Origin of the sequence: Pedobacter sp. KBW06 (genome assembly GCF_003852525.1) — a bacterium.
Classification (GTDB): Bacteria; Bacteroidota; Bacteroidia; order Sphingobacteriales; family Sphingobacteriaceae; genus Pedobacter.
The window spans coordinates 82606-103179 of record NZ_QAJL01000002.1 but is presented as its reverse complement, the minus strand read 5'-3'; the positions used below and the strand labels follow the sequence as shown (position 1 = coordinate 103179).

Below are 20574 nucleotides of genomic sequence, written 5' to 3'. Positions count from 1 at the left end.
ATTAAGGTTAATCGTCAACACAAAATGAACAGAAAAGAGTTTCTCACAAAGACAGGACTTGCAGGAGGTACACTCCTCCTGGCACGTTATCCTGAACTTCAGCCTGCGGATAAAAAGGTCCGCTTTGGCGTGATCGCAGATTTGCACCATGACATTATGCATGACGGCATCGAACGCTTATCGGCATTTATCAAGGACATGAATCAGAAAACTCCGGATTTTATCATCCAGATGGGGGATTTCTGTATGCCAAAGAAAACGAATGCCCCGCTAATGGAGGTTTGGAATCAATTTAAAGGGCCTAAATACCATGTGATCGGAAATCATGATACCGATGGAGGCTTTAAGCCGGATGAAGTGGTTGATTTCTGGAAAGCGGAGGGAAAATATTATTCTTTTGACCGCAATGGCTTTCATTTTGTGGTACTCAATGGAAATGAGCATAATGAAAGCAAGTCAAGACCCGGAGGATATGCCAGGTTCATTTCTGCCACACAACTGGACTGGCTGAGGAAGGACCTGGAAGCGAGTTCCCTACCTTCGGTGATTTGCTGCCATCAGGGGCTTGACAATGATTCGGGAGGGCTTGAAAATGGTACTTTACTGAGGTATACGCTGGAGCAGGCCAATCAAAAGGCTGGCTGGAAGAAAGTGATCCTGGTTTTAAGTGGCCATCACCATCAGGATTATTATAACCGCATCAACGACATTCATTATGTACAGATCAATAGTGCCTCTTATCAATGGTTAGGGGATGATTTTAAAGAAATACGTTATTCTGAAGCAGTGGATAAAGCACGTCCGAATATCAAATACACGGTTCCTTATCAGGACCCGCTCTGGGCAATGATTGAAATTGATCATAAGGGCAGAATTACCATTCAGGGTAAGAAAACTGTTTTTGTGGGCTCTTCTCCCGAAAAATTAGGTGTAAAGGCCGAGGATTACATTTATCCGATTGTTCCATATATTTCCAGCAGAAACCTTGCTAAATAAGTATGATTTTGACACTGATTGACGGCCTGCGTTTTATTCTTCAGGAATAAGGAAGGAATTCGTTGAGATAATTTTAAATTGCAAAGGAAGACATTTTATAAACTATAAAGTGTCTTTTTTGATTTTATAAATAGTCAATATTCAGGCATATATGTGTTAAAAAAATGGTATTTTTAGCCGTTTTTGTACGGTTAAAGCACATAAGTTCTAAGTATAAATGCTGAACCAACATTAGCGCTTACTTACACAGATACGATATGGCAATAATTAAGAATTTGCAAACGGAAGAAATAGTAGTTCTTTTTTCTGAGCATAATTTTGGAAGAGGCAAACACAACCGGACCATTATTCCGGGAAACGACATTTCAAAATCACATGCTGTTGTTAGTTTTGTCAACAACGACTGGTATCTTGCAGATCAAAGCAGCAATGGCACCCTGGTTAAAGGGAAACGGATCAATCATTTAAGTACAAAGCTGGCTGCCGGTAACCAAATCCAGTTCGGACAGGAGCAGGATACCATTTGGCTGGTATTGAATGTCAATCCCCCAATCTGCTTTCTGGAATCATTATCTGAAAATAAAGAAATTATTGAGCTTTCTACCTATAGTGCCTATCCAAATGAAGAGGCGCCCGAGGTCTCTTTCTACAGGACTGCAGATACCAGGTGGCACGCAGATAACGGCCTTCAAACCATTGCCTTAATGCATGGTCAGAGTCATTTTTTTGCGGATAAAGAATGGTACTTTTATGAAAACGAGGTACTCGACCAAACCCTTTGTATTCCAGATATTTCAGTTGAAACCTGCTTTTTATTCTCCCTGAGTGTAGATGAAGAAGAGGTGGCGATAAAGATTAAGATCAACAATCTTGAACTGGACCTGGGGCAACACACTTACAATCAGGTCTTACTTGCGTTGGCAAGAAAGAGACAGGCAGATTTGGAAGAGGGTTGTCAGGAAACAGAACTGGGATGGATTTCAATGGAAAAACTCACCTTCCTTCTGGGCAAAGAATTGCTGAAAGAAATTGACAACTATTATGTGAATTTACAGATTCACCGGTTGAGGAAGCGCTTAATGGAGTTGAATCCTTTCGGTCATCTCCTTTCAAATGTTATCGAAAGACGAAACGGAGAGCTGCGGTTTGAGCACAATAACTTTCGGATAAATAAAGAAAATGCCATTGGTAGTTTCAATTAAATAAAGTTCGTTCCGAAAAAACACCATATACAAAAAACAAATCTCATGTCATATACAATGGACAATAAAGAAAAGGATTTTCTACTTCACGATAACTATACCCTTGATGAAAAAATAGGAGAAGGAGGCTACGGGTTAGTTTACAAAGCGAAGCAGGTAAGTACTGGACAGACGGTCGCCATAAAAATGCTGAAACTCCAGAAAGAAAAAGGAGAGCAGTATCTGAAACGCCAGATTTTGCGTTTTGAACGGGAAACCCAGCTCTGTGCTGAAATGAACCATCCTAATATTGTCAAATTGCTGGACAGGGGTTACGGTGCCGAAGGAGAACCCTTTGCTGTATTTGAATACATCTCGGGATGTTCCCTGAAAGAGCTCATACATACCAACCGTGGCTTGTCGGCCGTCGCTACAAAAGAGCTGATGGGACAGGTTCTGGATGCACTGGCATGCGCCCATTCTCTGGGGATTGTGCACCGGGATTTAAAGCCGGCCAATATTATGGTCACACAAACAGGATCGAAGCCTCATGCCAAGATCCTGGATTTTGGAATCGGTGCCTTTACTAAAAATAATCAAACCAATGATACCAGGGATCTGACCCTGGTTACAGAGGCTTTGGGAACACCAACCTATAGCGCCCCTGAGCAATTGCGTGGAGAATATCCAACGCTGAAATCAGACTTATACGCCTGGGGCCTGATTCTGATCGAATGTTTAAAGGGACGGCCTGCCATTGAAGGCGGATCTGTTGCTGAAGTATTTCATAACCAGCTCAACGCTTTGAATGTTCCTCTGCCATCTTTTATCGCAGGACACCCACTGGCAGATTTGCTGAGACGTGTTTTGGATAAAAGTCACCATAAGCGTATGGGAGATGCAAAGGCAGTGTTTGAAGAATATGCTGGCATCAACTTTAATACGATTGTAGGTGACCTTAGCGGCCTGGATGCGGAAGATTCGGATGAACAGGACGATGCATTAACCGTTGCTAACTTCATCTTGAAGAAAAATGCGTTCACCGAGAAAAAACAGATGACCGTATTGTGCCTCAAACTGAATTTAGAGATCACAGAAAAGACAAAGTCAGATTTGGAAATCAGGGAAGCACTTCAAAAAGATCAGCTTAACCTGTGCCGGAATACGGCCATACAATTTGGGGGTACGATTGCAGGAAGCATCACCAATCATATCGTTGTTTATTTTGGTTTCCCTGAAGTGAACGACACGGATGCGAGAAGGGCAGGCAGAACTGCGCTGGAATTGCTGAGCGAAGTGCGTCGAAGGAGTACTGCGCTTTATAAACAGCATGGCGTGAAACTGGAAATTCAAATGGGCATAAATACGGGGAACGTGACGGTATTTGACCATCAGCTTCCAGAAGGACTGGTTGCCAATACGGCTTTTGACCTGATGTATCAGGCGAAACCGGGACAAATTCTGGCGAGCGAAAGTTCCCGTAAATTGTTGCAGCCTTTTCTTGAATTTGATGCTCTTCCCACAGATCCTGATGCCCATAAAACCGCCTTTTTATTGAAGGGCGAATGTGAGGCAGAAGCGCTTTCATTTTTAAGGCCATGGAGTACGGGCCGTAAAATGATCGGCAGAGCAGCGGAGCTGGCGCAGATTTTAAACGAATGGAGGTTCGAGGAATCGCCGGAGAACAAGGTAGTCCTGCTGACTGGTCAGGCTGGTATCGGAAAGTCCAAGCTCAGCTATGAGGTGGTAAAGGACATCCGTACAAGAGCAGGGCTGGTCAAAGTAGCCCAGTGCCTTCCTGAACATCAGAATAATGCACTTTATCCTTTCCTTACCATGTTTTATAGTCAGTGGGGAATCAACAGCTCAACCGATAATAAAGAAAAAGCGGCAAGGTTGAAGCGTGCTTTAACCGAAGCAGGATGTGATCTGGAACGCAGCTTTCCTATACTTTGTTCCTGGCTGGCAATTCCTGTGCCGGATGATTTGAGCATCAGGCAGATATCTCCGGAAGAACAAAAGAAAATATTGTTTGACACTTTAGTGAAGTGTTTTTTTGCAATTGATAAAGGCAGCTCTTTTCTGCTCCTGGTGGAGGATTTGCATTGGGCTGATCCAACCAGCGAGGAATTTATTGAATTTATAAGCCAGTCCGGACAAGGAAAGCTGATGATCCTGCTGACTGCGCGTCTGGAGTACGCACATCGCTGGTCGCAAATACAGCCAATAGAAATTACACTGCAACCTTTTGCTGTAAATTCAACCCGGGCACTGATAGAAGGTGTTCTGGGCGGGAAATTTATCTCAGAAGTTGCGCTTGAATATATGATCCGGAAAACAGACGGGGTTCCGCTGTTTATCGAGGAGTTTACCCTGATGCTGGTTGACCAGGGGCATTTGATTTTAGAGGAAGAGACCTATCAGCTGACAGAAACAATTTCAGCAGAAAGCATTCCGACTACACTTCAGGACCTGCTCAACGCGCGCCTGGATAAATTGAAGTTTTCGAAAGAAACAGCGCAGCTTGCGGCTGTTATCGGAAGGGAGTTCAGTTATGACCTGCTGGTTAAATCTTCCTTGTCAGAGGAGGCGGTGGTACAGGCCGATATAGAGCAGCTGCTGAAGAAAGACCTGATTTATCTGCAACGAAATGTACAGGGCGAGAGTTATATTTTCCGCCATGCGCTGATCCGGGATGCAGCTTATGACGGAATGCTCAGCTCACAGCGCAGAGAAACGCATGAAAGAATTGCAGAGGTCTTAGAGGCTGATTTCCCTGCCATCGTTGAGGAAAATCCTTTTGAAATTGCAAGGCATCTTGCGGAAGCGGCCTTGCATCCGAAAGCCGTACATTATGGAATCCGGGCGGCTAAACAATCTTTGGACAGGTCCTTAAACAGTGAGGCACTGGCTTATGCAAAACAGGTAATTGGCTGGCTTGATTGTCAGGAGGAAGAACTGAAGAGTAAGGATGATGAACTGACGATTTACTGCATTCAAACCAATGCGCTGATGGCAAAGTACGGCTGGTCTGCCAAAGAAGTGAAGGACAGCGTGCAAACGGCTTTTAAGCTGGTGCGAAATCCCGGAGAAAGCAATGTTTCGTTAATGAATTCTGTGTCTTCTTACTGGGCACTGATCACTTATTACCATGTGGCGAGCGAGCGTGAGAAAGTAAAAGAGATCACGGGGCATCTGATCCAGCTTGCCAAGGAGTTGAACGATCCGACATTAGAGACCTCTGCCGGGATCTTAAAGGGAATCCACCTTTATGTTGATGGGGAATTTGATGCCTCTATTCTCATTCTGGAAACGATAATGAATGCGCTAACTGACGATGCTGACCAGCCAAACGAATTGACGATCGGGATAGATAATCTTTGTTATGCTTCTTCCATGCTGGGACAGGTGATGTGGTTAAATGGTCAGAAGGAAGAAGGAAAAGAGCGCGCAGACTGGGCAATCGAACGGGCCAGGAAGATCAGTCATGTTCCTTCTCTTTGCCTTACATTGATGTACCGCAGTGCAATACACCAGTTTGAGGGAGAAAAAGAAAAGACCGTAACACTGACAACCGAGATTTTGACCCTGGCAAAAGAGTATGGCCTCGTTGCCTTCTCCGCGTACGCAGCAGCCTTAAACTGCTGGGCGGTTGATGATGTGCATTCGATCGATCAGATCATCGCACAGCTCGATGGTATGGGTTGTAAACTTGGGCTAACCTATTACCAGGCATTACCTGCGGTTTGGGAGTTTGAAAACGGATTACAGGAGCAGGCCATGGAACGCGTGGATAAGTGTCTCGCACTTTGTGAAGAAAATAAAGAATACTTCTATAAAGAAGAATTATTACATACAAAATCAATATTTATAAAATCAAAACAAGTTGACTAAGACTGGCGCTCATGTCCTTTCCAATAAAATTGAATTGTTGGAATCGATATCTTATTCGATGATGTATACGTTGGAAGCAAGGGCTCTGGCTACCTTGTATTATCCGGAATTTCAGTTTTCCGATCCTTACGCGGTAGCCATAAAGAATGAAGTTAAGGCAGCCATTCCTATTGATCGCACAGATAAAGATTTTATCTTCTCCATTACCGAGAGGGCAAAGATATTTGATCAGGGAACCAGCGCATTTTTATTGCAAAACCCGGAGGCAATTGTACTGAGTCTAGGCTGCGGCCTTTGTTCCCGTGCCAACAGACTGCAGGAAATTGCAAGAGGAAGCAAATGGATTAATGTTGATCTGAAGAATGTTATTGAGGTTAGAAATGTGCTTTATGAGGAACAGGCGAATATCAGCAACAAAGCTTGTGATGACATAGAAAATGCAAATTGGCTGGACGAATTGTGGAATCCTGATGCTTTGCCGGTATTGCTGGTTATGGAGGGGGTATCTCCCTATTTAACACAGGAAAAACTTGAAAAATTACTTTATAATATAGGCAGGAAGGTAAGATCGCAAACTGCAAAAGTGAGCATCTTATTTGATTATTGCCATCCGGATTATTCCTACGACGGGACAATCATCAATAACAGAAGTGCTAAGAAAGTGCATTTTCAGGCAGGGTTTAAAAATGCCAGTGCAATTGCCGCTGTTGTTCCGGGGATTGAAATCATCGGTCATTACAATACTTTGGCAGCTAATTCTCCGGCCTATGCCAGTGCTGAGGCGGAGTTTAAAATTGAAAATAACGGAGAACTGCCTTACGAAATCGTATTGCTGGCTTTTGATAGAAAAGAGGAGGAACGGAAAAAGGATCTTAATTATTTTGGGAGACCTTTGTTTTGGAATAAAAGGTATGCCCGACAGGCAGCAGGCAATGGCAATTATCTTTTTTTAGCAGAAGCTGATCATTTTATTTGTACTCAGCAGGAATATGATACAGCGGTTTCTTTCTTGTTGAATGGAAATAAATTATGTAATGGTCTGCAAGAGGAAGTTTTTGCGGTGTATTGTGTGAATTTGTTTCAGGATGCCGGACTATTACTGGATCAAGAGCAGGAAGAGCTGGTTCTGATACCTGATTATGCTTCAGATCCAAAGGAAATTTCTGTGGGGCAGCATAAAGTGTTGTTGCTGACGGAAATTCCTGAAACATCGCTGTTGCTGGAATTTGTTAAAGAAATTCAGATAGCCATTCCTACACTTTTTGTGTTTACGGATGATGCTTTGGATCCCCGTTTAAACGGGTTGGAAACTGAATTTTTAAACGGTATAGCGCAGTGGGTTCTGCTTAAATTAAGTGGGGAACAATGGATGCTGGGGCCTTTATTTCCGGCTTCTACTTCATTAAAGACCTGTTATAACTGCCTATCTCTACAGCTTTGGAGAAATCAACCTGTCCGTAAATGGGCTGGCAAAGACAAGCCAGGGGTAGTGTCAGTTCCTGTGGTTTTTTCAATTGATCGTTTCCTGAACCAGCGGACACTTCTTGTGGATACGTTAAAGGGGATCATGACTGAAAAACTTTCTGTGCTGACTACCATTGATGCATTGAGTGCTGAAATCGCTGTGCATCCGGTCAATCCTCAGCATTACTGCAGTCAGCGTGATGAGCTGGCGGAAAACAGGCAGTCGGCTATTGTATTCAGCTCAAGGCCTAAAACAAAAACAAATGATGGGGGCTATCGTACCATCAGCCCAGCACAGTCCATCAAAAATCTGGAATCTATCATCAGCCCTGTGACAGGGATTGTACATCCGCTGAACTGTCTGACGGGGGCTGAGGATGCACTTAGTGTTTATTCTACCGTTTTTTTTAAAGTCCCCCAAAAGCAGGGCTTGCTGAAAAGTGAAGATTTTATTCAGTATTCTTTAGGAAAGGGAATTTCAAAAGAACAGTCAAAAATAAGTGCCTTATCGGAAGCGATAGAAAGGTACAATGCAATGTATGACGGGACAGAAGAATGTGTTTATGGTGCAGGAGATCAGTTGGATGCGAAAGCATTTTTCCCGGAAACATTAAAGCGGTACAGTCAGGATCAGCTGCTGCGCTTTGCTCAAAATCTGAATGGCCGGCAAGCGGTAAAGGAAATGCCTGTTGGTACTGAGTTACACTGGACACCTGCTTATTCTTTATTGAATCGGGAGAAGGCCTGGTTTCCCTTCACGTTTTGTTATAGCAATACACCTTATCCGGATGAAACATATGTGCGTTTTGATTCCAACGGATGCGCGGCAGGGAATACAATTGAAGAGGCTGTTCTGCAGGGGTTTCTAGAGCTGATAGAAAGGGATGCGGTAGCGGTATGGTGGTATAACCGGGTCTCCAGACCAGCTGTTAGCTTAACCGAACTGAACGTAGATGCGCTGGGTAAAATCAAAAATGCCCTTGACGAAAACTGGGACTACTGGATCCTCGATCTGACGCATGATTTTGGAATTCCTGTTGTGGTGGCTGTTGGAAAGCATAAGATCAGTAAGGAATTCCGTTTGGGCTTTGGTGCTCACCCGGAGATCTCAATTGCGGTGACGAGGGCACTAACCGAGCTTTATCAGATCATCGTGATTAACAAACAACACAAGACTGCTTTTAAGTTTAGTCAGATAGCAGATGAGCCGTTTTTGTATCCGGCAACAAACATTAGTCAGAAGGTTTTTAAGGATTACCCGCTTGAAGTCCGTGCAGACATTAAGGAAGATGTGGAATATTGTGCGGCGCAAACAGCAGGATTGGGCTTCGATGTTTTTGTGCTGAACACCACAAGGCCAGCCGCGCTTTTGCATACTGTCAAGGTGATTATCCCTGGCTTAATTTTTATCTGGCCGGAATTGGGTAACAGGCGCTTGTTCGATCTTCCGGTACAGCTCTGCTGGCAGACGGAGAAATTGTCAGAATCAGAATTAAATAAGCAAGAATTATTTCTTTAACATAAAAAAACAAAACAATGAATTTAACCTCCGAATTAATGGCTTTTCGTACAGCCTACTTACAAAGTATCGCCCGTGGCTGGAAAGATGATGAATTTTTGAAAGAATTCATCAGTGTACCTAATGTTAAATGGACGAACATTCTTAAAAATGAAGTGTTCAAAAGTTTTCTTCCGAAAGAGCAGAAGCTCAATTGGAGAGCCGAAGTGTTTATCATTGAAAATGTGGTTAAACATGAGCACCTGCCTCCAACACCGGTATCTGTATATTCTCCTTACGATCCCAATTCTAATAATGGCTGGTTAGGTGGTTCTGATCTTTTTGTGATCAAAGTTCCGACTGCACCTGCTGTGAGTGAAAGACCAGCTGCACTGGCCGCTTATTATTCCCTTTTTACTTCTCTTTTTGGTAATGGATATGAGGTAACCGATACTGGTGGCGCTACTCCTTGTTCACATGCAAATGTGGAAGAGATTATGGCGACAAATTACAAAACTTTCAGTCTGAATAAGGCCGCATACAATGCAGCGATGGAGAATAATATTGAGGATGATCTGGGTGCCGGTGGTGATGAATCCTTCCTTGGGTTTGGTGCTATTGTAATGGGTCTGATTTCTTTTTGCTGGATTAATCCGGGATACCTGGAGTTCCTTACAGAAAAAAACAGGACGATTACTCCGGTAGGAACAGAAAATTCCGTGCTTAGAGACGAGTTTGTTTCTTTCAAAAATCCATGGGCATTTAACATCCGTTTTGAAAAAGTAGTAGAAGGAAATTCTGTTTGGAATGCGGAACTTGGCGCCTGGGAAAAACTTGAAGTAAATGATATTTTCCTTCAGTTTCCAACGAAACCGGATCCTGAAAACTATTCTGATGTGCGTGCATTATCGAGATATAATGGCACAGGTCCGGCTTATCCTTTAACCTGCCCATAATCTTTTTTATTCTTTACAGGAATATTTTTATTCTTCACAGGAATGTGCCGAACCCCCGGAAACTGCGTTTTTGGGGGTTTATTTTAGGTTTTATATTTGTTTGTCAGATTTTTCCTGCTTTGATCCTGCCGTTGAAATAGGTTGAAATATTTATTCGGACATTTCTTATTTACATTTGTGATGTTAATCAAAGGATGGAAAGTTCAACTAATTAAAAATACAAGTATATAGTGTCAGTAAAGAATATTCCTTCATTGCCATAAACAAGAAATTAGAGTCAATCTATATATCCCCCCAGACGATTCTGATAACAAAATCGATCCCTAATGCTCTCTCAATACTAAGCCTCGGAAACCCACAGTTCTCGAGGTTTTTTTATTAAAGAAAGTCCTGATGTATAGAGATCAATATATCTATACATCAGGACTTTTCTTATTGGATTTACAGGTCGTAGGCTTTGTCTACTACAGAAAGAATCAATTCTTTTACAGTAACGCCTCTTTGTGCTGCGAGTATTTTTAAAGCTTTTAAAGCGCTCTTTTTAAGTCGCAAAGGGTAAGTCACAGTTTCCTCTTCAGCTGCTGGTTCCGGCTTACCGGCTTTGGCAGGGATCTCTTTTGAAGGAGAATTGAACAGGGCAGATACACCTCCTAAATTCTTGTTGTTATCCTCTATATCACCTAGGTTCTTTTTTGCCATAATCTTTATATTTTTTCTACAATTTCGTCAGTCAGATTTGCGTAATCGACTGCTGCATTTGATAGGGGAGCGTATTCAAATACATCCACCCCTTTGAGCTGTGCTTCTACCAGTGCAACGTTAACCCTGATGGAAGTCTCGAATAGTTTATCACTGAAATATTTCTTGATGCTCTCTGTGATTTGTTCCGTGATGACACGTCTTGGGTTGATTTTGGTAATGAACACGCCACCAATCGTCAGGTTTTCATTATAATGAGTTCTGACATCTGAAATGATGGAGATCAAACGGTCAATCCCTCTGTAAGCGAAGTATTCAGCTTCTAAAGGAATCATTACGGTATCGGCTGCTACCAGTGCGTTAACTGTTAGCATTCCCAGTGCGGGTGCACAATCAATTAATACATAGTCATATTTCCCTTCCACACTTTTTAACAATCTTTTAAGTATGGTTTCTCTTCCCAGTCGGGACACCAGTTCAATTTCTGCTCCCAGTAAATCAAGAGAAGAGGGGATGATGTCCAGGTATTCTGAAACGGATGCTATTGGAAGCGCGACGTCGTCTTTTATACTGTCGTAAATCGAAACTTTCACATCCCTGAATCCTAAGCCCTCCGTTAGGTTCGATTGAGGGTCAATATCAACCAGTAAGGTTTTCTTCTTTATACGCGCTAATCCAGCGCCAATATTTAGGGTGGAGGTTGTTTTCCCTGTACCACCTTTATGGTTTATTATAGCAATAATCTTCATATCAATATATCTTTATACAAGAACACAATGATACTAAGATATATTGATATGGATGTTTCTTTGGTTCAATATATCTGGATATATTCTATATGTGATTAATATATAGCAAATTAAAATTGCGTTATGGATGCTTTAGGGCAGTGTTTTCTGTCTAAATCAGGTGTATCTATATCAATATATAAATATATCAGTACATCTAATGTGTATTGATGTCTGGATGTCAATATGTCTTTTTGCATGGATTATTTTAGATTTATTTACATATAGATGTCTGGATGTTTAGGTGTCAATATGTTTTGATATCATGATCTCTTTTGAAAGGTTATTTCGGGCCTGATTTTTATAGACTGGTTTATTTTGCTGGAGGATTCTGCTATTTGTTGCTCATTACTAATGAGATAGATTTGTTTTTATTATCCTGACTCCTGTTCTTTTATAAGAAAGTCAGTTCATTTATTTGCCTGCAGATGAAGGTGATGAGCCTAATACTGTTTTTTCCGGCCAAAATACGTGTAATGAGCCCGGATAGGACGTCTGTTAGCGATGATTTAATAAGAAGAAACGTTTTTATTTTTCCGATTGGTAATGCTTGTGTATCTATTTGTTTTATTATGATAATTTTAACTAAATTGTATGTTGATAATTATTAATCACCCCTTAAATATTAAAAACAATGAAAAAGACTGTAATTTTATGCCTCTCGCTATTTCTTTTGATTGGTTCATTAAGTGTTAATGCAAATAATGCTACGGATTCAAAAAGAAAAACATCATCCAAAAAGAGCTTAATTAAAAAAAGTAAGGTATTGCTTAACATGACCGGGCCACGTAATGTTAGTCTGAGCGGTGGTCCTTATGAGTATACTGCAAGCGTAGTCTTTGGTAATGCAACAGACCTGAGATGGGTGGTCATGGGAAACCCGCGACTGGAGTTTTATGCCTCTGCACCTGTGAATGGTAAAACCTCCATCACCCTTAGCGGAGCGGATTTTGGAGCAACAGGTCAGCAGTTTATTTACCTTGTTGGAGAAACTGATTTTGGCCCTACCATTTTTGCCAATATGGGTGTTAATGTGACGAACTAGATTTTAGCTGGATATTTTGTTCCTCCATATGGTCTTGCTTTCTTCTTTAGCAGATCAGCCGGGCGGTTGTTTTTCATCATGGGATCGGGCCGTCCGGTTAATTCATTTCTATATTTCAATTCAATCGTAAAGACGGAAGTTTTAAGGGAGGATTATTTTTTTAACGATTTTCCAGTTTAAGAAAATATAGATAAGGATGGTTATGCCTGTTAAAGTGCCATGCAGGATCAGCGAGTAAATGCCGTTCCAGGCTACTCCGTATCCTGGCTCATGTTTCTGAATCGAATCGATAACCAGCGATCCTAAAATATAAATATAGATGGTGTTAATGATCAGGAAAGCAATCATATTGTTCTTCCGTTTGTAAGCGGAATAGGTTAATATGCCAACAATTGGAATATAGATACTATGTATATATAAGAGCTCAGATAAAACCGACGACATTTGGTTGATGTTTTAAAGCCGGAAGATACGGATTAACATTCTCCTATTGTTGTTACGAGCAGTTCTTTATAAGTTAATGTTCCCTTAATATACCCAAGGATTTGAGCTCCTATTTTTGCGTCAAAGAGTTTCTTTGATACAAACATGTCAAAATCAATTACATCATTAGGGGATAAAATTTTATTGGAAAAGTATAGTCAGGGGAATACTTCCGCCTATAATGTTCTTTTTAAGCGTTATTATGACCCGCTTTATGGCTATGCCTTAAAAAATGTAAAAGAAGCAGGCGTCGCTGAAGAACTCACGATGGATGTCATGCTCGGTCTCTGGAAAACAAAAGGAGAAGTGAAGGTAGAAGACAACCTCAAAGCTTACCTCTATCGTTCTGTAAAGAATGCCATCTATAACCATTACCGCAAAAAGATCCTGAATACGGTGTCTCTGGAATTGGTCTCAGAAAATTTAAACCATACTTCAAGATCTGCTGATCATGAATTGGACAGCAAAGAGCTGGAGCAGGTTTACCGTCAGCAATTAAATCTGTTGAGCCCGCAACGGAGAAAGGTTTATGAAATGAGCAGAGAAGAGAATATGACCTATTCGGAGATTGCCCGGAATATGGACTTGTCGGTCAATACCGTAGAAAATTACATGGTAGCTTCTTTGAGCTTTTTTCGCAAGCAATTGAAAGAACATGCCGACTTTACGCTGGTGTTATTGATTAGCTTACTATTGGGCTAGACTTATCATTCGGCTAATTTTTTCTTTCTATAGGTTTAATTGCCCTTTTTTCTTTCTCTCCATTTTTTGAAACTGTATTTAAAACAACAGAGGAGTATGTCGAAGATCAGGAGCTCCGGTACAAAATCACCCAGGTACAAAATCACCTTTGTAAAAAGAAGAGTGTCCCATGTGCTGATATTAGAATCGATGGGATTTCTCCCGGAGCATAGTGATAGAAATGCCAGAGAAATCCAATCAGATCAGCCCCATCTGCCTTTGCCCTGAATTCTGAATAAAAGCCTGATGACGACAAATGTAGTCAGTGAGCATAAAGCAGGAATGATGCTGATTTTCATAGGTTTTGTTAAGGCTGTTTTTAAGATAAAAATAAATGTGATTTTTTTTTATTTCCTATAGGTGGTGTCCCCCAATAATTGTGTTTTGTTAGGTGAAGGACAATAAGAATGGAGCCAGAGCATAAAGATAAAACCCTGATTAGAAAATACCTCAATCACAACTGTACGTCTGAAGAGATGAAGGAAGTAAAGAGATTGATGTTGGTTCCGGGTACACAACAAATTTTTGATGAGCTGCTGTCGGAAACCTGGACAGGGCTGGAAGCAGAAGAAAATACGGATCAGCCACACCTGCAGGAAAAACTGCAACAGTTTTACCAAAAACTGGAAGGGGAGGAAGCGCAGCGTTTTCATCAGGAGGAAGAAGAAGAAAATAACGTTCGTGTGATCAAACGCAGGACCTATTTACGTTACGCTGCAGTTTTAGCGGTGATCTTCCTCGGACTGGGTACTTATGGAATTCTCCAGTTTAAAAAAACTCCGGTAGCGGAGCAGATCGCTATGCGTGAGATTCAGAATGCCCGAGGACAACGTTCAAGGATTGTGTTGCCGGACAGCTCTGCTGTTTATCTTGGCGCGGGAAGCAGGATCACTTTTCCTGAGCAGTTTGAAACAAAGTCCCGCGAAATAAAACTGGAAGGTGAAGCCTTTTTTGAAATTACAAAAGATCCGAAGAAACCTTTTATTGTTCATACCGGAAAGATACAAACCAGGGTCCTGGGAACTTCCTTTAAAATTGATGCTTTCAAAGACCGCCCGCTAACCGTAGCAGTGGCAACGGGAAAAGTAAGGGTGGATGAATATATAAAAGAGCGAAGTAAATCACTCGCTGTTCTGACTCCAGGACAAAAAGTAACCTACGATCAGGGAGTGGTTAAAACTGCAACTGCGGAAATTGATGAGATCAGCGGATGGAAAGCCGCACGCCTGGTCTTTCACAATCAATCCCTCAAAGAGATTACGACGGAACTGGAACGCTGGTATAATGTGGAAATCAGCTTTGATCACAAAGAAAAAGCAAAAGAAAAGATTTCAGTTGTCCTGCAGGCCGATGTTCCCCTCAACAAAATCATGAAGATACTGGCTGCAACAGGCCATTTCAAATACCATATCAGCGCTCGGAATGTCTCAATTAATTAATAGTACAAATCAGATAATGAATCGTACAAATCAGGAAAGGAAAGCTATGTAAGGTTGTCTACAAACAAACATTCCCCGCCTGGAAGGGCAGGGAACGAATTTAATGTCCATAAACCGTATGATTTCGACGTCCTAACGGTTTAAAGCAACCCGTACCTGTAAACAGCTACGGAATTTTAACAGATCATCGCCTCGCAGCGAATAAACCAGTAATGTTCAAAAATATGCAAAAAGGATTAAAACTATATCCTTCAATTCGATTTATTATGAAATGCTCTTTTATCCTCATTGCGGCCCAGCTTACTTTTATAAGTGTCCTGATGGCCAGTAATGTAAAGAGTCAGGATCTTGATCATAAAATAAGCCTGCGGTTAGAAAATGTGACCATAGCACAGGGATTGTCTGCAATCGGGAAGGTAGGAAACATCCGGTTTTCCCTGAGAGAGCAATCTATGCAAAGGGAAAAGAAGAATATTACGCTCGTTGCCGCACAGATCAGTGTCAGGGAAGCGATCAGTAAACTGCTGGCCAATACTGGTTTACAATATAAACTGGTAGAAGGTTATGTGGTGATTGACAGCAAACCTGTTCCAATCATCGTTACCGGAACAGTGAGCGACGCAAAAAGTAAGGAAACCCTCATCGGCGTAAGTGTGAAACTGAAAGGAACGAATACCGCTGCATCTACAGATGTAAACGGTAAATTCAAAATCTCGGTTCCCGAAGGTGGAGGTATTCTTGTCGTTTCTTATATGGGTTACCAAAGCAGGGAAATTAAGGTGGATGCGGCGACAAAAGAGCTGAACATCAATTTAACGGCTTCCTCCACCCAGCTGAGTGAGGTGACCGTTCAGGCCAGAAGAAAAACAAATACTGAGGTTGCCATTCTGGACGAACGTAAAAAATCGGCCATTGTACAGGATGCCATCTCAGCAGTTCAGATCGAACGTACCGGAAGTATCACCACGACCCAGGCCTTGCAAAGGGTTTCCGGCGTAACGATTACCGATGATAAATACGTAGCCATCCGTGGTTTAGGCGATAGAAGTGTAATCGGGCAGCTAAACGGTGTTCGTCTGGCTTCTTCTGATCCGGACCGCAGTTCCATTCCTTTGGACCTGGTTCCAGCCTCACTTTTAGACAACATCACGATTTATAAAACAGTAACCCCGGATAAACCTGCAGATGCTGCTGCCGGAATTGTAGAGCTGAAAACGAAATCTGTACCAGACAGTATGGTCTTTGATGTGATCATTCAATCGGGTTTCAATTCCAATATCGGAATCGGCGGAAAACACAACAGCTTTTTTAATAGCGATATGGGTTTCCTTGGTGATAAAATCAACAAGAAAAACTTATCTGCTGATTTCTTAAATCTGGCCACACAATATAAAGGCGGACTTCCGCAAATCCAGAGCATGATCGCCAACAGCGGATACAGCCCGGAAATGAAACAGGAAGTGAAAAGGATCAATGGAATCATGCAGGGCTTCGATCCGGTCATGACCACTCGCTACAAACAAAGTCCCCTGAACCAATTGTACTCTGCGACTTTCGGAAACAGCTATACTTTGTTTAAAAAACATAAACTCGGCGTCATTGCAGGCGGGAACTATTACCGCCGCACTACAGATATTGCTGGTGGTGACATTCAGCAATACAGCATTTATCAGGGAGTGGTAACAGGTAATCCTCAGGTGAGCAGCCCAAGGAATATACCTAACTACATTACCCCAAACAGCTTATATATGGGTAAATACCAAACCTATAAAGAGAATACAGGAACAGAAACCCTGAATTATGGAACTTTATTAGGTTTAACTTACCGCTTTAGCCCGCAGCATGAAATCAGTATGCAATACCTGGGCAGCTGGGGTGGGGAAACACAGGCAACCAATATGTTCGGAGGCTATGAATACACCGGCCTGCCTGGTGATGTCCGCAGTACGATATATTCGCTTAAACAGTCCTACCGCAAACTCAATACTTTTAACCTTCAGGGAGAGCATAAATTCCTGACGGGTGAGTATTCCCCGAGGTTAAGTTATAACATCGCTTCTTCCAGGGCAGGTCAAAACGATCCGGATTACCGCTTTGTAACCCTGGCTGATTACATGCCAAAAGGGGAGGCTTATTACGGCAGACCAGCGACCGGTCCTAACGGGATCAATGATCAGATGAGCTCAGATCATTTATATGCATTGTCGTCGGGTTATGTGAATGGATTTGGTGCATATGGCATTATCCAGGCAGAGCCTAACGGCCGGCGTTACAGAAACCTGGATGAGAAGAATTATAACTATAAAGCAGACATCAGTATTCCTTTTAAACTTTTTGGTGACAAGCAGGAATTTAAAACCGGGGTAAACTACCTGAACCGCGACCGTGATTTTACGGAGAATGTGTTGTTTCTTCCGGGATCTAACTTCTCTTCTTTAGGCGCATTGCCTTTGTACAAAGTAGAAGGAAACCTGGACCGACTGGTAGGACCGGAAGTGATCGGAATTCGCCCGATGGCTCCTGGTACCGGAGAAGGTGCAGCCCCGGTAGGAGGATTTTTATACAATAGTCAGAAATCCCCGAACAACTATACCGGTTTCTTTGAAACCAAGGCGGCCTACGCCATGGTCGACCTGAAAGTTACAAAAGACCTGAGGTTAACCGGAGGGCTACGTTTTGAATCTACGAATATCCAGTCTGCAGTAGATACGGCAGGTGTGTTTTTAGATCCTGCATTAACTACTCCGGGAACAGGGGGAACAAGGATTCCATTGTCTTTAACGAGCCCTAACTCTGTGTACAAAACAGGATACAAACCTTACTATTCCTTAAACGCGACTTACAACTTCAGAGATAAAATGAATTTCAGGGCAGGATACAATACCACATTGGCCAGGCCTGAACTCAGAGAGATCACCAACGTTTTCGAATTTGATGCCTTCCAGATGGGATTGGTAGTCGGAAATCCAAACCTGATCAACCAGTATACACAAAACCTGGATTTCCGTTGGGAGTATTTCCCGAACAACGGAGAGGTGATTGCGGTATCATTGTTCGGAAAACGGATTCAAAACCAATTGTATAAAGTATTCAGCCTGCAGACGAGTGGTCTGGCTGCAACTTACCCGGAATATCCAACCATCAGGTTCGAAAATGATCCCAATATTGGTAAAGTATGGGGACTGGAACTGGAAATCGTAAAAGACCTGGGCAGAATCTGGGACCCGCTTCAGAATTTCTTTATCGGAACTAATTTACTACTTGCCCAAAGTCAGATTAAAAAATCACCGGAGCGCTTGGAAGCAAACCGTTCCCTCGACAGACATACGCCAAGCAATAGCCCGCTGTTTGAACAGGCACCATATTCCCTTAACGGATGGCTGAACTATAACAACAAACGCTCGGGAACAAGTCTTACCGGAACTTTTAACATGGTAGGCGAACGTCTGGTACAGATCAACCTGACCGGCGAGCCAGACTTATATACCCGTCCGGTTCCGGTCCTTGATTTTGTATTCAGTCAGCGGATTTTTAAGAACGTGATTTTTAAAGGTTACATGAAAAACCTGCTGAACCCATCTGTCAAAACAGTTTATGCCAATCCCGGAACCGGTGGTACCTGGTATGGAAAGGAATACCTGAACCGCGGTTATAAACGTGGCAGCGAATTTATGATGGGTTTCACTTATAATTTGTTTTAATGATGAAAGCACTAAAAAAATATATGCTGTTTGTTCTTTTGCTGGCCATAGTAGCCTGTAAGAAGGATAAAACAGATTTTCAATCTGACAATCGTAAAGTAACGGATGCCCGCAAAAATTCGACAGTAAGACTGATCAACCTTGGCGGTTACAATCAGCTCCAGCTGAATGGGGACTCCCTGACAAATTATGTGGTCAGGGCACCAAATGATCCCAATGGAGGACTGTATCCGGGAACACTTTATTTTCCTGATAATGGCAGGTTAGGGACAACCTGGTATATCCCTCAAAGTCTTCTGAATAATGGGACTGCAAAGGTATTGGTGGAAACCAAAATTTATAATCCTTTAAAAAACCCGCTGGAATTTGAAGTCAGAGAAGAACTTCAGCAAGGAACAGATTACTACCTTTTGCCTACCGAGACATTCAGGGTAACCGGACAGCCTCCGTTTGTCAAAATACCCAGATCGGTCGCTTCCCCTGCCAACCCTTCTAATTTTAAGGTCAGAATCTTAAACCTTGCTGCAAAGGTTCTTCCCGATCAGGGAATGGAAGACCTGTTGGGCCCGATGAGCCTGACCTGGGCGGATGGAACAGCAGTAAGCAGCAAAACCAGTAACATCCTCCCGGGACAATATTCTGAATATATAGAGCTTCCTTATGGAACGGCCCAGTTAAAAGTACTGACGCAAAATGGCATTCAGATTTCTGGCGGAGGACCGGATGTCCTGGATGCAACAAGCTCAACGATATTTGGAACCACACTGACCTATTCCCCGGTAAAAACTTATGCACCCGGAGGAGTTTATACCATTGTAGTGGCAGCGAAGGAATTTGAAATTCCCTATAGAAGCGGCAATCCGGGAGAGACGGTGAAAGGATATCAGAATTCGTTCCGCATCATCAATGACATCTCTGAACCTTTGAACCTGACATATGGAAGGGTTCAGGCTGTAAATGCAGTTCCAGGTACAAAGGGAATGAAAGTCTTGGTCAACGGTAAAGTTTTGGATGCGCCTATGGATTATACGGCACATACGGCATACCAAAGTCTCATCGTTGGTGCATACAACGTCGAGGCTGTTGATGCTTCAGGTACAGTACTGGCTACAAAAGCCTTTCAGCTGGATGCCAATACCAATTTCTCTTTCTGGGTTCATCCGGATGCAAACGGGAAAACCACGATCAGTGCAGTTGCCAATGATTTGAGTGGAGTATTTGTTGGGGAAGCGGGAGATGATGCTTCTTCATCAAGATTTGCACTGGAATATCCTTTCGGAATCCGTTTCCTGAACCTTTGTCCGGATGTTCCTTACCTCACCATGACCACAAACAATGCGCAGGCATTTTCCAGCTTGTACGGATTTAATACGGTAGCGGTGAATAACCTGAGACCAGGGATTCCGGCAACGGTAGCGCCTTACATCAGGCCTTTCTTCGATGCCAAGCCTTATCAGATGATGGCTTTTCGCTCTTCACCTTCAGTAGTTCCTGGAACCTGGGCAAGTGACATACCAGTGCTGACCGGCAGAAGTCTCATCGCCAGACCTGAATTGTATGTGAGGGGAGAGCTGCCCAATCATGAGCCTGGTTTTTATACCATCGCATTGGTGGGAAGTACTAAGGCTTCCGCAACTGATGCCGGAAAAGCAAAAATGATCATTGTGAAACACAATAAATAGAAGCATT

Annotated in this window: 13 protein-coding genes; 10 read left to right on the top strand and 3 right to left on the bottom strand. The window is 42.6% G+C overall.

Annotation, left to right across the window (positions count from 1 at the left end; genetic code table 11):
* Positions 1–24 precede the first annotated feature (24 nt).
* The 5 genes from DBR43_RS10560 to DBR43_RS10540 all read left to right on the top strand — a co-directional run bounded on the left by DBR43_RS10560 (position 25) and on the right by DBR43_RS10540 (position 9989).
* On the top strand, positions 25–996 hold the full coding sequence (locus tag DBR43_RS10560) for a metallophosphoesterase family protein (RefSeq protein WP_124580684.1): 972 nt from the start codon (positions 25–27) through the stop codon (positions 994–996).
* 257 nt (positions 997–1253) lie between these two features.
* Entirely contained in the window at positions 1254–2198 is a 945-nt protein-coding gene (locus DBR43_RS10555; protein ID WP_124580682.1) for an FHA domain-containing protein, read from the top strand.
* A gap of 45 nt (positions 2199–2243) precedes the next feature.
* On the top strand, positions 2244–6071 hold the full coding sequence (locus tag DBR43_RS10550) for a TOMM system kinase/cyclase fusion protein (protein WP_124580680.1): 3828 nt from the start codon (positions 2244–2246) through the stop codon (positions 6069–6071).
* A complete protein-coding gene (locus tag DBR43_RS10545; protein WP_124580678.1) occupies positions 6064–9054 on the top strand; it encodes a TOMM precursor leader peptide-binding protein in 2991 nt (996 codons plus the stop codon). The genes DBR43_RS10550 and DBR43_RS10545 overlap by 8 nt, the downstream gene beginning before the upstream one ends.
* Positions 9055–9071: 17 nt before the next feature.
* Positions 9072–9989 (top strand): hypothetical protein, encoded by a 918-nt coding sequence (locus DBR43_RS10540; protein ID WP_124580675.1) that lies wholly within the window; start codon positions 9072–9074, stop codon positions 9987–9989.
* A gap of 441 nt (positions 9990–10430) precedes the next feature.
* Here DBR43_RS10540 and DBR43_RS10535 read toward each other — a convergent pair whose 3' ends face one another.
* Together DBR43_RS10535 and DBR43_RS10530 are read right to left on the bottom strand one after the other, a co-directional pair.
* Positions 10431–10688 carry a hypothetical protein gene (locus DBR43_RS10535; protein ID WP_124580674.1) on the bottom strand — a complete coding sequence of 86 codons (258 nt, stop codon included), beginning with the start codon at positions 10686–10688 and terminating at the stop codon, positions 10431–10433.
* A gap of 5 nt (positions 10689–10693) precedes the next feature.
* On the bottom strand, positions 10694–11437 hold the full coding sequence (locus DBR43_RS10530; RefSeq protein ID WP_124580672.1) for a ParA family protein: 744 nt from the start codon (positions 11435–11437) through the stop codon (positions 10694–10696).
* A 673-nt stretch (positions 11438–12110) separates the two neighbouring features.
* Here DBR43_RS10530 and DBR43_RS10525 point away from each other — a divergent pair.
* Positions 12111–12521 (top strand): hypothetical protein, encoded by a 411-nt coding sequence (locus tag DBR43_RS10525; RefSeq protein WP_124580670.1) that lies wholly within the window; start codon positions 12111–12113, stop codon positions 12519–12521.
* 141 nt (positions 12522–12662) lie between these two features.
* On the opposite strand, the gene DBR43_RS10520 is transcribed toward DBR43_RS10525, so the two are convergent.
* Positions 12663–12965, bottom strand: a complete 303-nt coding sequence (locus DBR43_RS10520; RefSeq protein WP_124580668.1) for a hypothetical protein — start codon at positions 12963–12965, stop codon at positions 12663–12665.
* Between the two features lie 144 nt (positions 12966–13109).
* Between DBR43_RS10520 and DBR43_RS10515 the strand changes: the two genes are divergently transcribed.
* The 4 genes from DBR43_RS10515 (at position 13110) to DBR43_RS10500 (ending at position 20567) form a co-directional block, all read left to right on the top strand.
* Positions 13110–13706, top strand: coding sequence for an RNA polymerase sigma-70 factor (locus tag DBR43_RS10515; protein WP_124580666.1), 597 nt, complete (start codon positions 13110–13112; stop codon positions 13704–13706).
* Positions 13707–14152: 446 nt separating this feature from the next.
* Positions 14153–15184, top strand: coding sequence for a FecR family protein (locus DBR43_RS10510; RefSeq protein WP_124580665.1), 1032 nt, complete (start codon positions 14153–14155; stop codon positions 15182–15184).
* A 266-nt stretch (positions 15185–15450) separates the two neighbouring features.
* Positions 15451–18885, top strand: a complete 3435-nt coding sequence (locus tag DBR43_RS10505; protein WP_233602937.1) for a TonB-dependent receptor domain-containing protein — start codon at positions 15451–15453, stop codon at positions 18883–18885.
* Positions 18885–20567: a DUF4397 domain-containing protein gene (locus tag DBR43_RS10500; RefSeq protein ID WP_124580661.1), complete on the top strand. Its 1683-nt coding sequence runs from the start codon at positions 18885–18887 to the stop codon at positions 20565–20567. Before DBR43_RS10505 ends, DBR43_RS10500 begins: the two co-directional genes overlap by 1 nt.
* The last annotated feature ends 7 nt before the right edge of the window (positions 20568–20574 follow it).

Excerpts from the sequence above, each read along its gene's own strand:
- DBR43_RS10555 (WP_124580682.1), top strand. The coding sequence starts at position 1,254 with ATGGCAATAATTAAGAATTTGCAAACGGAAGAAATAGTAGTTCTTTTT.
- DBR43_RS10560 (WP_124580684.1), top strand. The coding sequence starts at position 25 with ATGAACAGAAAAGAGTTTCTCACAAAGACAGGACTTGCAGGAGGTACA.
- DBR43_RS10535 (WP_124580674.1), bottom strand. The coding sequence starts at position 10,688 with ATGGCAAAAAAGAACCTAGGTGATATAGAGGATAACAACAAGAATTTA.
- DBR43_RS10525 (WP_124580670.1), top strand. The coding sequence starts at position 12,111 with ATGAAAAAGACTGTAATTTTATGCCTCTCGCTATTTCTTTTGATTGGT.
- DBR43_RS10515 (WP_124580666.1), top strand. The coding sequence starts at position 13,110 with ATGTCAAAATCAATTACATCATTAGGGGATAAAATTTTATTGGAAAAG.
- DBR43_RS10530 (WP_124580672.1), bottom strand. The coding sequence starts at position 11,437 with ATGAAGATTATTGCTATAATAAACCATAAAGGTGGTACAGGGAAAACA.
- DBR43_RS10500 (WP_124580661.1), top strand. The coding sequence starts at position 18,885 with ATGATGAAAGCACTAAAAAAATATATGCTGTTTGTTCTTTTGCTGGCC.
- DBR43_RS10540 (WP_124580675.1), top strand. The coding sequence starts at position 9,072 with ATGAATTTAACCTCCGAATTAATGGCTTTTCGTACAGCCTACTTACAA.
- DBR43_RS10550 (WP_124580680.1), top strand. The coding sequence starts at position 2,244 with ATGTCATATACAATGGACAATAAAGAAAAGGATTTTCTACTTCACGAT.
- DBR43_RS10520 (WP_124580668.1), bottom strand. The coding sequence starts at position 12,965 with ATGTCGTCGGTTTTATCTGAGCTCTTATATATACATAGTATCTATATT.
- DBR43_RS10505 (WP_233602937.1), top strand. The coding sequence starts at position 15,451 with ATGAAATGCTCTTTTATCCTCATTGCGGCCCAGCTTACTTTTATAAGT.
- DBR43_RS10510 (WP_124580665.1), top strand. The coding sequence starts at position 14,153 with ATGGAGCCAGAGCATAAAGATAAAACCCTGATTAGAAAATACCTCAAT.